Genomic DNA, 12,460 nt, shown 5'->3' on the forward strand with positions numbered 1-12,460 from the left:
CATTAGTTGTTGCGGTACCAAGCGCGGATGATACCGCATCTTTAGCTGCCTGGATATGCTGGTCTCCCCAGATCTTGAACTGAGGTCCAGCATTCGAATTTGCGAATGCCATCCCTGTAGTGGCTAACAAGCTAGCTGTGATTACTCCCGTTGCGATTTTTCCTTTTAATGATTTGATTTTCATTTCCTCACGTCTCCTCTTTTATATTGTATTTTATATATGTACATGTTCCCAATAGAGAACATAGTAATATACGAGATTAAGACTCAAGAATAATAATGAGATCTTTTAGTAACATGATTTTTTGTTCAATAAAGTTTTTTACTATTGGGTTACTTTCGGTAGATGCAGCGGATTCCAAGTTCATAATGGTTTCTTTGGTTCTATTAATTTCATCGTTTAATTGCTTGCTCGAGGCATTTTTCTTTTCTGATAGTATTTTAAGATCCGGTAAGTTCAAATTATGATTATCCAGTAAGGAACGGTCATTATATTCTTCAACAGACTTCATTACATCATCTGTCTTATGATTAATTTTGCTCATTATTTCATTAAAGTCATTACTGGTACTGGAACTGATGACCGTTGAAGCTTTATTTAACTCGATTTCATGTGTTTTTAACTGATTTATGATATTTCCTTCTATGTCAGCGTTCCGAGTATCACTGTAAGCTTTCAGGTCTTGTTGTAGTTTCCAAGTTCTTTTTTCAGAATCGCTTGATACTAAGTTTATTTGATCCCTCACCAACTCAATTAACGATTGATTTACATTTGTTCTAGTCTCAGTAATTTTATTTTCGAACCAACTTTTCAAACTGGGTCCCGCATTGGAGGTGGCGTATGTAGCACCGCCTGCTATAGTTAATGACAATAGAAGTACAATGGAGAATTTTTTAAGCAAGTTTTTCACCCTCAATCCAGCTCTAATGGTTTTGGTAATAGGCGAAATGGCAGCAGAGAAACTATTGCATATCCGTCAATTTCATCTATAGATATAGGCCCAACTGCTTGGTCGCGGCTATCAATGCTTTCGCCTGGTGTTCGATGATCCCCCATTACAAACACATGATTTGCCGGTATCGTGACTTCTTCCATATCGTCAGAGGTTCCTAATGTTGAAATCTCTGGCAATGCTTCCTCATTGATATAAATAATTCCATTTTCAATCTTTACCTTGTCATTGGGAGTTCCAATTACTCTTTTAACAATTTTGTATCCTTGTGCTGGCCGACTAATGATTACTATGTCACCCAACCCGGGATTCCGAAGATATTTGCTAACTTTTTCTTCAAAAATGATATTCCCCTCTTCCAACGTCGGAACCATGGATGAACCACTAACAGTAATAAAACCAATAGTGTTATGAATGATGAAGAATATAAAAATGAGAAAAACGATGAACTTACCCCATTCCAATATGGAACTTTTTTGTTTCATGACATTTGCATTTACTTCTTCATGAGATAATGTCTGTATTGTTTTTTCCAAATGACTCAACTCCATTTATTTATAAAGAAGATCAGTAATAAAGTTGGATATTGAAAAATTTTAGAATTAATTTACATTAGTTTCGATTTTAGCTTTTGGATCCTTCAATTGATTTTCCGCTTCTACTGTTTCCTCAGCCTCAATATCAGAAGGATTAACTTCATTTTTTGAACCATCTAACATTTCTTCAGTTTGCTTGTCGATTTGATTTTTTCTCAATTCCAAATCGATGTTATTTTGATTCTCCAGAGCTTTTGTAACTTCATCCGCCTTTTTCTTAATATTGTCGTTAATTAGTGTTTCCTTCTCTTTAGCGTATGTCTGAAGATCTTCAATTGAAGAAAGGGTCTGTTCTCTTACCTTTTGCAAGAGGATAGCTTTCTGGTTATTTGCTTCAGTAATGACTGAGTTTGTTAGGGATTCCTCAATATTTACCAGTTTGTTCAGATACCAACTTGTGAGATATTCTTTTAACCCAGAATCAGCAAAAGCGATTGATGTTGAGGTAACAATGGTGATTCCCAGACAAGGGATTAGAAGGGCTATTTTTAATGTGTTTGTTTTGAAAGCTTTCCGATTTTTATATACGGTGCTGTTTTTGTTTTTATAGAGTTCCATCCTGGATAACTGCATCCGCCCACTTCCTTCTCAACCATTTCGTTCTTTCTAAAGAACTTATAGGTTGACTATATACCAACTTAGCGAACAAATAAAACTCCAAAATTAACCAAATATTCCATATAACGAACGAAATCCTGATGTTTTCTTCGTTTTTCTCCAATTTCCTCATTATTTTGTATTTTATAAAGAAATAGTTGTTCTGTATAATGAATATTAAATCTGTTACAACAAGGTGATGAATATGGTTGGGGCAAGGATCAAGGAGCTTAGGATAAAAAAGGGGTACTCCATTAGTGAGTTGGCTAAGCGTTCCGTAGTTTCAAAATCTTATTTAAGCCAGATTGAAAGAGGGCTGCATAAGAACCCATCGCTACAGGTACTCAACAAATTAGCAAAAACTTTAGGCACAACAATTGAGGTACTGCTAAAAAATACTGTGGAATCTAGTGAGGGTAGATTACTCATTCTAGATAGCGAATGGAATGATTTGATAATAACAGCTATAAAAGAGGGAATGAAAAAGGAAGACTTCTCTGAGTTCCGGAAGTTTATGAAGTATGAATCCTGGAGGAAGGAACAGCAATGCATACAAGAACAATGGCATAAATAAAAATAAGTTTATCTTATATTGATTCTTTACTGTATATCGCCATCACTGAGTGCCACTTGTGGTAAAGTTGAAAGCCACTAGAATTTTTTGTATAGCAATTATTAAAAAGTGTTCTGTAAGTTGTCAGTAGTAGCAGGTTGTCACTTTATAATGAGCCTCTACTGGCATGGATTCCCATCTACAAATTCAGCAGCAACGAGGTTGGCTTGGCCCGCCTCACCAAGTAAAGTGAACGTCTCGTCCGTTTTTGTATTCCAAGTGGCTCTTCACATGGCAGAGCTGGCTCAAATTGTTGTCCGAAGTGGCTCTTAAATATGGCAAAGGTGGCTCTTTGGGCATGGCTGTAAACATTTACTCATTCAAGTATTCATTCAACTCACTGGGAAAAAAATTAAAGAGTCTCTCCCATAAATTTCTGATAGTTTTGAACATAGAGTAATAATCTTGTTAACGTCACTATTAAAAGGCGATTGGTATATTAGGTTGAAACCCATCCCCGTATTATTTACTTTTTACTTGTGCTTGATTTTTCAATAAAAAATCACAAAAATATTTATATCTACAATCAAAAAAGGCTAAAACACTTATCATGTTTTAGCCTTTTTCAATATATATTTTTGTAAGTAAAAGTAATTTCTTAACTTTGACTTACCAGGTTATATTAGAGCCGAACACTTTACATTTCACGTCCTCACCCGTCACACTGCTGCTAAAGATGGCTTACTGCACTCGGTACATACTTTTTTGTACATCCCCCAACTCTCCCTTATCCTTCAATAAAAAAATCGGCTACTTCAATACAAAGATTATTCATATTCATTTATTAATAAATACAGACCTTGATTTTTCCTACATCCAAATCAAGGTCTCTTTAAACATCTTTATTCAATTTTTTTCGTTTTTTGAAATAAATTTGCAATCCAATACCAGAACCAATAAGCCCCACGCCAACCATTAATAGGTTGTAAATTGAAGTGGCTGTATAAGGCAGGTGATCCCCTGGACCCATTGGTACAGTTTCTCCAGGAATATCAACCACTGGTGTACCGTTATCGGTTCCACCTGGAACATCAGTATCAGGCAATTCTACAATGGGCTTCTCTTCACTTTCAGAACTTCCATTATCTCCTGGGTCCTCTACCTCTTCCTGTTCATCGCTATCCCCTGGTTTTTCCTCATCACCGGGTTCGTTTCCTTGTCCTGGGTCTTTATCACCCGGAGGTTGGGTTGAAGTTGGATTTTCTTTTGGGGGGTCTTGTTTGGGTGGATCAGCTTCCGGTACCCAAATGGGTGGAATTGTTCCATCAATACTACCTTCCACAAAAAACTTAAATTGAAACTCACATCCAAGCCCCTGATACTCGTTCCCTAATTCATAAGGTATTTTAATACTAAAAACTAGATTTTCTGAGGTGTTGCTTTTTAAATACCTTGAATCTAATTTTTCAAAATCTTTTAATTTACCATTATAAAGTTCGCCAGATGTATCAGAAACGGTTAAAACCAATTCATTATAAATCTTTTTTGATCCAGTTAAAAAACGATTTGAAAAAAGATACTTAAAGTCTTTTGTTCCATTATTTTGGATATTTAATTCCTTTATATACGTATCCCCGGGTCGACCATTTTGAATATCAAAGAAAACTTTATGCGGGCTTGTTGAAATATCAATTTCCTTGATTTTTTCTTCAGCCTTTATATTTCCAATGGGGGAAACAAAGAAAAAAATTAACACTACCAAGGATAGAATTATTTTATTATACATAAAAGACCTCTATCTCCCCAAAGATTTCGGAAAAAGGGCAGGAAATATTCCCACCCTTTTTCAGCGATCTCAATTATTATCTTTGAAAACCATTGGGTCTAGTGACCGGATTAGTAATTGTTTTATTTCCATCTGTTTTAAAAACTCCAGCATTTTGCAGCTCACCGTTAAGGTTTTTTGTACCTTGTATTTGATTACCTGTAATTTTTCCGTTTGGTCCCCAAGATCCATGTACCTTATCACCCATAACTTGTCGAGCATCCAAATGGAAGTCAAATGTAGCCTTTAGACCTTGTAAATCGTTTTGTGCAACATTGGCTTCAGGAAAGTTGATCCTGATTACGTATCCATCATACTTCCCATTACCAGTACCATCCGAATCAATTCCATTTGGAGTTAAATTAATCTTCTGTTGGGTATTATCATAATAACCGTTTAAGATGTTACCACTTATATCACCATAAAGTGCATCCCATAATGTAATTGTGCCACTAGTAATATGGTATTGCGGTCCTTGGACATAACCACTTTCGTCATAATTTTGGATGAAAGCATTTAATGTTAATGATTTAAGAAACTTCTCAGTTAGTGCAGCGTCTGCAGCTGTATTATCAGCCTTTTTAACACTTGCATCTACAACTTTCATAAGGACTTTCTCAATTGCCAGGCTTCCAGTATTAGTTAATTTAAAAGCTCTCTGTACAGAATCGCCTGGTCGGAAGTTTGAAAGATCAAAGTTAAAATCATGGCCTGCAACTGTACCTACGTTAAATTTTAATGTACCCGCTGCGATAGAGTTATGTACAGTTGCTTCATCACTAAAGTAAGCGAATGTACCCCCACCGATTAATGATAGACCGAGAGCTGCTGAAGCCATGCCTAAACCTAATTTCTTTTTGATACTCATTTCTTCTCCTCCTCTTTCCCCTCAACTTTGTGAGGTATGTAAGTTTTATATTGAACCCCTATATTTTTATAAGGAGTTGCAACCAATTAAGCTGTTTCTTGCACATCTTTTCCTTTTTTCGGAACATCGATTTCTTTTAGAGCTCTAAAAATGGTAAATCCTGAATATAGCAATAGGAGTATGCCTGGTAAAATCAACAAAAACGCTGTTCCATTTTTTGATTTTGTATAATCTACTAAGTAACCTGCGTAAGGAATTGTAATTCCTGTATACTTGGCAACCACGTTCTGGCCTAACACCAAATCTGTATCAGCACTATTATTGTTATCTCCTTTAGTTTTGTACATTACCTGATTATCATTTTTGATGACTTCCATTATTCTGTGCGTTGCCAATTGATTTTCTTCAATCATAAAAGTGATTACATCACCTTTTTTCAAGCTGGTTTTATCTTCTACTGGATTAACCACTATGATTGAACCAGTTTTAAAAGTGGGTTCCATGGATCCTGAAAGCACTGTTTTCAGTTGATAGCCTAAGAAATTGGGTTCGCCACCCGAGGCTTTTGAAGAAATTACTACGAAAACCATAAACAATAGTGTTAAAGAAAGAACTACTGTAATCATTGTACTTACAATCTTTTTTAACTTTTTCATGATTACACCACCAAATTTAATTGAATTTTGTTATTAACCTATTTAGGATTTACGCTATCCGCTTCAATTTGAACTAGTTGTTACTTCAATAATTGTCCCACTAGATTCAATGCCCTTATTACCGACTGTTGTTATTTTGTAGCTATACTTTGTAGCCGCCACTAAGTTTTCATCATTAAATTTCCCGTTTTTTATGTTGATGCCAACCGGATTTTCACCGTCATTTCTGTACACATTTACATGGCTAAAATTTTTATTTGCTTGACTTGGATTTGACCATGTTAGACTTATTGAACTACTGGTATGTTTTTCTTTTAAGTCCCGTACTTCAGAACAAGGCGCATTTGTATGATCATCACAACCACCTTTATTTTGGCCAGGGTTATCTGGATCAGTGCCCTTTCCACCATTGTCTTTATCCGGGGGATCCGAACCATTTCCTGGACCCGCATTATCTTTGCAATATTTTTGCCAAAAGTCTGACCCGTTTTCTACATCTTTACAAAAATCTTCTGCAACACTAATTGTTCCACTAATTGACTTTACATCATTAAAGTAAGCACCTGTATCTGAAGTAAGATAAGATCCCGTTAGGATTATGAGATACCAGATGGCTACCAATTTAGCCGCAAAGTAGAGTTTTCTACCCTTTTTGTTGAATTTCCTCATGCGAGTAAATCGCACAGGCCCTCCTCCTTCGCTCGCTCTTTTTAATGGATGATTGATCATTTGTGGTTTATTAAGAACGAAGTTGGCGAATTTTTTTAACATTCTCATCAACTTCCTTATTGGTTGTTCTTTCCAAAGAACCTATAGGTTGAGTATATGTCAAAGTAGTAAACCTGAAAAACCCTAAATTCAGTCATATCTTCTTAATAAAGAACGAAAAAAGGTGGTTTTCTTTGATTTCCTCCTTTTTCCTTACATTTATGTACTTTATAAAGAATATTTAGTTCTGTATAATGTATCTAAAGATTTTTAAAAACGGCGGGGTAAAAAAGGAGAAATTTTATGCTGGGAGCGCGGATTAAGGAGCTTCGTTTACAAAGGGGGTACTCAATTTCGGAACTGGCTAAACTTGCGGATGTTTCGAAGTCATATTTGAGCCAGATTGAACGTGGGATACAGAAAAACCCATCACTGCAGTTTTTAAACAAAGTGGCCGCCACACTGGATACTTCGATTGAATTTTTGCTTGGAAGTCATGCTAAGGAGAACCAACCTAAAATTGTTCTTGATCATGAATGGGAACAATTGATCCAAGAGGCAATCAAGGATGGAATGAAAAAAGAGGATTTTACTGAATACCGGAAATATATAAAATATGAGACTTGGAGAAAGGAGAAACATTCTATAAATGACGGGATTCCTGAAAAATAACAGAAAAATAACCCTCGCTGCTTATTGACCAGCATTGTTCCGGTCAATCCGATTAATATCCTGGTGCGACCCTAGACTTGAAGTTTCTACTGAATTAGCCTTTGACCTGCTGACTACATCTAGCCAGTTTAAGGCATGAAGATGGGAAAAGTGGAATACATGGTCATGGACGAATTGTTCTTCGTTCATGGTATCCGGAACAGACGGGCATTCAGTGGGATTTTTATGTCCATTACGTCTTTGCAAGTAGTTACATTTTATTTTTTCTATTAAAATAAAAATAACCCCGGGCAAGTTACCCGGGGCAAAAACTTATTCAGAAGCAAACTCCGCTTCTTCCTTTGCCAATTTCTTAAGCCTTTTCTTATATACGAACTTGGAAAGATTAACAGAGATTTCATACAACAGGAGCAACGGAATGATTACAAGAAAATCCGATACAGGATCCGGTGGTGTAATCACAATTGCAATGATGATTAGGATGAAATATGCGTACTTCCGAATTTTTGTTAATACGTACGGGTTAAGAATTCCTAGTGATGTAAGGAACATGACAACGGCTGGAAGTTCAAAAAGGACCCCGAACGGAAGCGTCATGTTCATGACAAACCGGAAATACTTTTCAGCCGTAAAGTTGGTGACAAGCATATCCCCGCCAAGCTCCACGAGAAAGGAAAGGACATTCGGGAAAATGACGAAATAGCCGAATGCCAAGCCGGCAATGAACAGAAGAAATAATGCCGGTATATAGGAAAGGGAAATTTTCCTCTCAACGGGCTTTAATGCAGGTTTTACAAACAGCCAGATCTGAAAGGCCAGTATCGGTATTGTCCCAGCTATTGCGATTAAGGACGCGAGCGTGAAATAGATCCAGACAATATCACTTGGGCCAAGGACAATCAGCTTGACGTCTAGGTCGCGGACAAACCATTTATAAATATCCTCCACATAGGCAAAGCCTACGCCAAAAAATATTACGAATGAAATTGCGGAAATTATGATTCTTTTCCGAAGTTCATCAAGATGGTCAACTACATTTAATTCTTTATCCATATTATTCTCCCTGTCCTAAGTTGTAATCAACCAGGGGCTCTGCGCATGGCATCCAGCTGCCCTGCGAGGCACAAATGGCTATTAGAAAAGGGTCCCTTCCAATGCTCCATTTTCCCTTGAGCAAGGCCGTGAACCCTCGGTTGAATGATATTTAATGTCGGGGAATCCAGGTGCGAATGGTCGAAATCCTGTCCATTATTTTGTAGCTTTTTTCTTTTCTTCCTCAAGGTCTTCCATTACATCACTGGTCAGTTCACGGGTCGACTTTTTGAATTCACGAAGCGTTTGGCCAAATGCGCGTCCGATTTCAGGAAGCTTCTTAGGCCCGAATATGATCAAGGCAAGGACAAGAATAAGAATTAATCCAGGAACTCCAATATTATTCAACATGTAGTAACATCCCCTTCGGTATAGTGAATCTACTATGATTATAGTACTTTTAATAAGGCAGTGGGCTATTTTACGCTAAAATTCATCAGAATTTCACATTTCGAGAAAATGGCCTTTTTAGAGATGCCTTAATCCGCCTGTGTCTGTTCCAATTTAACAATAAGCGGAAAATTAGTCAATGGATTAACTCGATAACGATAGTTTGCGAAAAGTTGGAAATCTCATGTTCTTTTTTTAATTTAACAGGAAGCTTTTACATATACTAAATAAATGCTTGCGGCTAACAGCATTCATTTCATTAAACAAAGGGGGTGGCGGGGATGGAATTTTCGCTGGAAAACTACGAATGCGTCCTGCCGGTGGAAGTGACGATTGATGAAGATAATGGGCGTTATATGATTCGAAAAAGCGATACAAGCGGTGTCTTTTTCAACACCCCTTCAGAACTGATTAATTGGGTAAAGGCCCATTTTCAGGAGGAAGAATTTCTGAGCCCTGAGGCTTTCAGGAATATGATGGGAAAGCTTTCAGAATATGAGCAGACGGGCTTTCAGGGATAAAGAACAAAAAACATCAGCTGCGAGGCTGATGTTTTTTTGTTTGCAAGACCTATTTTACTGGTCCGTTTTTCTGGCATATATCCTAAATTCGTAATCGTAAGGATTTTTTTCGTTCCTGGGCCCTTTTTCAGAAGAAAGGAGTTCCCATTCTTCCAAATCGAACTCAGGGAAAAACGTGTCTCCCTCAAATTCTACATGGATTAGGGTGATATACAGCTTGTCCGCGTATGGGAACATTTCCTTGAAGATTTCCGCTCCGCCGATAACAAAGTACTCTTCTTCATTTTCCCTGCAGTATTCAACGAATTCCTCAATCGAATGCAGAACCGTACATCCATCATTTGAATACTCCTTGTTACGGGTAATAATGATATTTTCCCTTCCCGGAAGCGGACGCCCAATCGATACAAAGGTTTTTCTGCCCATCGCAATCGGATGGCCCATTGTTGAAGACTTGAAAAATTTCAGATCCTCTGGGATATGCCAAGGCAGTTTGTTCTCTTTGCCTATTACCCGATTTCTGTCCATTGCCCAAATAAACGAAATCATACGCTGACCGCTCCCTTGATGTGCGGATGTGGATCATATCCTTCTAGGGTGAAATCATCGAACTTGAATGAGAAGATATCCTTCACTTCAGGGTTGATGGCCATGGTCGGCAGTTTCCTTGGATCGCGGCCCATCTGTTCCTTAACCTGATCGATATGGTTTTTATAAATATGTACATCCCCGAACGTATGGACGAATTCGCCTGGCTTCAAATCGCAAACCTGGGCAACCATCAGCGTCAAAAGAGCGTAGGAGGCAATGTTGAACGGCACGCCAAGAAACAGGTCCGCTGAACGTTGGTACAGCTGGCACGACAATTTTCCGTCCGCGACATAAAACTGGAACATGCAGTGGCAAGGAGCAAGCGCCATGTTATCAATCTCGGCAACATTCCAGGCATTCACAATCATTCTTCTGGAATCGGGATTTGTTTTAATCTGTTCGATCAGTTCGCTAATCTGGTCGACAACCTTTCCGTCTGCACCTTCCCAAGAGCGCCATTGTTTCCCGTATACCGGTCCCAGGTTTCCATTTTCATCAGCCCATTCGTTCCAAATCCTAACCCCGTTATCCTGCAGATACTGGATATTTGTATCCCCGTTTAAAAACCAAAGAAGCTCATGAATGATTGATCGCAAATGAAGCTTTTTGGTTGTAATAAGCGGAAACCCTTCCTTTAAATCAAATCGCATCTGGTATCCAAATGTGCTAATTGTGCCAGTCCCTGTCCTGTCATCCTTTTCAGTTCCATTCTCAAGGACATGCCTGCACAGCTCTAAATATTGTTTCATATTACCCCTCCATCTTTACGCCATTGTATCAGAAAAGGCCCGGAATCATCAATCCAAGCCTTTCAGGATGGCGTATGTTGAAGGAGCGTTTTTCTCCAAATACGCATTGGTTTCAGCGCTGTAATAGTATACAGCAAAGGCTTCGGCAAAATATTCTTCCGGATAGTGGAGGAAATAATCCTGTCCGGGGAACAGGATTGAGCGCTCTTTTTCCCAGACGGCTTTAAATGAATCCTTTTGTGAAAAGCCACCATATATAAGCCTGTCAACAGAATGTGCAAGTTCATGAAGTTCCAAATTCACCGATCCATGCCCATTCCCCTTGCCACTTGAACCAATTTTAACAAGAACGATCTTCGAACCCCCGATTCCCGGGACATCATCCCAGGTGGTTCCATTGCTGTATCCTCTTGGGGTTACGCCCTTCAAGTGGCTCGCACTCGGATTGTCTGTCAGCTTTCCATCAAACAGCCTGACCACTATTCCAGCTTTGTGTATTTTTACGAGAAGCGGTTCCGGCAGTCTGGCCAGCGTGTTAATGATTCCGGCTGCCTGTTTTGCGTTAAAGGAGTCTCTTGGCAAAAGAATCGTTTCCCCCATCAGCCGGTTCGTCTCTCCATTTTTTATGGCTATCATAAGGCGGGCACTGTCCTGGTAATCCTTTAATTCAATTCCGTCAGGCGCCGCTTTCGTGGTTGAAATAAATGAAAGAAAAAAGAATACGGAAATTATCGCGTAAAGCCATTTTTTCACAAGCATCTTCCCCGTTTGGTTTCTAGTAGTCTAACAGGATTATAGCATGGCAGAGGGTTTTCTTAACTATGGGTTTTATTGGTAAATACTAGTTTTCTCGCAATTATGAATGATAAATCAAACAAATTTACAACATGAGTACGAAAAAAGCCCGACATTTCGCCAGGCTTTTGAACATATGGTAATAGACAGACTATGCCATCCACTTAGGAGGAGTATTTTTATCCCAGTATATGCTGCCAAGGTTATGGTGCTCCTGGAAATTGTCGTTGAACGTATGGTAGTGGAAATTGAACCAGTAGCCTGATTGCGGCGGATTGTCCCGTCGTACGTGGAAACGGATGACATCCTTGCCGGTTTGGCTGTGCTTAATGTTAAAAATCTTTTCAGACCGTCCGGCACCAGGCTGTTCTGAGATAGCGAGGTTCGCCAGGTCTTCGTCTGGAAATTGAATCGCGGTTTCAGCGATTGCCTTTTCAATGTTTGGCAAGACGATTTCCTTGAATTCATTTTCGATGACTGGCCTTATTTTCGTCCCGAATTTTTCATAGGAACGTTCTTCGGCAAGCCTGACCATGTCTTCAATGAATTTGTCCCTTCCAGGAATGGCATTAAATTGGTGGCCTTCTGGCAATAGTGGTGCCGTTTTTGCCGGTTCCCGTTCGGAGGATGCTTCGCTATCGGCTTTTACACGGTCGAGGAATCCCGGCTGGGCTGGCGTGATAAGTCCGAACGTCAGCAAAGAAACCATGACGACGAACGACTTCCTTAGCCACTTATTCATCTTCCCAACCCCTTTCGTAAAAACATAATTTATGTATTGATTCTATTATACTCTTTTTTGGGCAAGACTTGGCAATAGGGTTTTAAAGTTTTTTTTAGGGATAATAGAAGTATAGTTAAAAAAACAGATAGGGATGTGGTTGTATGGAATGG

At 38.7% G+C, this 12,460-nt stretch carries 18 protein-coding genes; 3 read left to right on the top strand and 15 right to left on the bottom strand.

The genetic code is table 11. The features are described 5' to 3' along the window. From AR337_RS04590 to AR337_RS04605, 4 genes are all read right to left on the bottom strand, one after another. Positions 1-184, bottom strand: a 184-nt coding sequence (locus AR337_RS04590) for a hypothetical protein (RefSeq protein ID WP_156424314.1), incomplete at its 3' end; no start/stop codon positions are given. Positions 185-260: 76 nt separating this feature from the next. Further along, positions 261-911 (bottom strand): hypothetical protein, encoded by a 651-nt coding sequence (locus AR337_RS04595; protein ID WP_156424315.1) that lies wholly within the window; start codon positions 909-911, stop codon positions 261-263. Between the two features lie 2 nt (positions 912-913). After that, positions 914-1,489: a signal peptidase I gene (lepB, locus tag AR337_RS04600; protein ID WP_059170864.1), complete on the bottom strand. Its 576-nt coding sequence runs from the start codon at positions 1,487-1,489 to the stop codon at positions 914-916. A 66-nt stretch (positions 1,490-1,555) separates the two neighbouring features. Continuing rightward, positions 1,556-2,122 (bottom strand): hypothetical protein, encoded by a 567-nt coding sequence (locus AR337_RS04605; RefSeq protein WP_059170865.1) that lies wholly within the window; start codon positions 2,120-2,122, stop codon positions 1,556-1,558. A 229-nt stretch (positions 2,123-2,351) separates the two neighbouring features. Here AR337_RS04605 and AR337_RS04610 point away from each other — a divergent pair, with 229 nt between their 5' ends. Continuing rightward, positions 2,352-2,720 carry a helix-turn-helix domain-containing protein gene (locus AR337_RS04610; RefSeq protein ID WP_059170866.1) on the top strand — a complete coding sequence of 123 codons (369 nt, stop codon included), beginning with the start codon at positions 2,352-2,354 and terminating at the stop codon, positions 2,718-2,720. Positions 2,721-3,591: 871 nt separating this feature from the next. Here AR337_RS04610 and AR337_RS04615 read toward each other — a convergent pair. From AR337_RS04615 to AR337_RS04630, 4 genes are all read right to left on the bottom strand, one after another. Beyond that, positions 3,592-4,485: a hypothetical protein gene (locus AR337_RS04615; protein WP_059170867.1), complete on the bottom strand. Its 894-nt coding sequence runs from the start codon at positions 4,483-4,485 to the stop codon at positions 3,592-3,594. A gap of 76 nt (positions 4,486-4,561) precedes the next feature. Next, a complete protein-coding gene (locus AR337_RS04620; protein ID WP_059170868.1) occupies positions 4,562-5,392 on the bottom strand; it encodes a TasA family protein in 831 nt (276 codons plus the stop codon). Positions 5,393-5,478: 86 nt separating this feature from the next. Next, a complete protein-coding gene (gene sipW, locus AR337_RS04625; protein WP_059170869.1) occupies positions 5,479-6,048 on the bottom strand; it encodes a signal peptidase I SipW in 570 nt (189 codons plus the stop codon). Positions 6,049-6,111: 63 nt separating this feature from the next. Then, positions 6,112-6,819: a fibronectin type III domain-containing protein gene (locus tag AR337_RS04630; RefSeq protein ID WP_059170870.1), complete on the bottom strand. Its 708-nt coding sequence runs from the start codon at positions 6,817-6,819 to the stop codon at positions 6,112-6,114. Between the two features lie 240 nt (positions 6,820-7,059). Here AR337_RS04630 and AR337_RS04635 point away from each other — a divergent pair, with 240 nt between their 5' ends. Further along, a complete protein-coding gene (locus AR337_RS04635; protein ID WP_059170871.1) occupies positions 7,060-7,428 on the top strand; it encodes a helix-turn-helix domain-containing protein in 369 nt (122 codons plus the stop codon). Between the two features lie 21 nt (positions 7,429-7,449). Here the strand turns inward: AR337_RS04635 and AR337_RS24020 are convergent, their stop codons facing one another. The 3 genes from AR337_RS24020 to AR337_RS04645 form a co-directional block, all read right to left on the bottom strand. After that, complete coding sequence (locus tag AR337_RS24020; RefSeq protein ID WP_367576248.1) at positions 7,450-7,722, bottom strand: nickel-dependent hydrogenase large subunit; 273 nt, start codon at positions 7,720-7,722, stop codon at positions 7,450-7,452. A gap of 18 nt (positions 7,723-7,740) precedes the next feature. Then, a complete protein-coding gene (tatC, locus tag AR337_RS04640; protein ID WP_059170872.1) occupies positions 7,741-8,481 on the bottom strand; it encodes a twin-arginine translocase subunit TatC in 741 nt (246 codons plus the stop codon). Between the two features lie 195 nt (positions 8,482-8,676). Beyond that, a complete protein-coding gene (locus AR337_RS04645) occupies positions 8,677-8,871 on the bottom strand; it encodes a twin-arginine translocase TatA/TatE family subunit (protein WP_059170873.1) in 195 nt (64 codons plus the stop codon). Between the two features lie 320 nt (positions 8,872-9,191). Here AR337_RS04645 and AR337_RS04650 point away from each other — a divergent pair, with 320 nt between their 5' ends. Beyond that, a complete protein-coding gene (locus AR337_RS04650; RefSeq protein ID WP_059170874.1) occupies positions 9,192-9,431 on the top strand; it encodes a hypothetical protein in 240 nt (79 codons plus the stop codon). Positions 9,432-9,485: 54 nt separating this feature from the next. Here AR337_RS04650 and AR337_RS04655 read toward each other — a convergent pair whose 3' ends face one another. The 4 genes from AR337_RS04655 to AR337_RS04670 all read right to left on the bottom strand — a co-directional run bounded on the left by AR337_RS04655 (position 9,486) and on the right by AR337_RS04670 (position 12,308). Beyond that, a complete protein-coding gene (locus AR337_RS04655; RefSeq protein ID WP_059170875.1) occupies positions 9,486-9,980 on the bottom strand; it encodes a dihydrofolate reductase in 495 nt (164 codons plus the stop codon). Next, a complete protein-coding gene (locus AR337_RS04660) occupies positions 9,977-10,771 on the bottom strand; it encodes a thymidylate synthase (RefSeq protein ID WP_059170876.1) in 795 nt (264 codons plus the stop codon). Before AR337_RS04660 ends, AR337_RS04655 begins: the two co-directional genes overlap by 4 nt. A 48-nt stretch (positions 10,772-10,819) precedes the next feature. Further along, entirely contained in the window at positions 10,820-11,524 is a 705-nt protein-coding gene (locus AR337_RS04665) for a toxin (protein ID WP_253701522.1), read from the bottom strand. Between the two features lie 193 nt (positions 11,525-11,717). Beyond that, the gene (locus AR337_RS04670) at positions 11,718-12,308 is read right to left on the bottom strand and encodes a YpjP family protein (protein ID WP_059170878.1); all 591 of its coding nucleotides are present in this window, start codon (positions 12,306-12,308) and stop codon (positions 11,718-11,720) included. Positions 12,309-12,460 lie beyond the last annotated feature (152 nt).

This window comes from Bacillus sp. FJAT-27445 (assembly GCF_001510665.1).
Lineage (GTDB): Bacteria > Bacillota > Bacilli > Bacillales > Cytobacillaceae > Bacillus_D.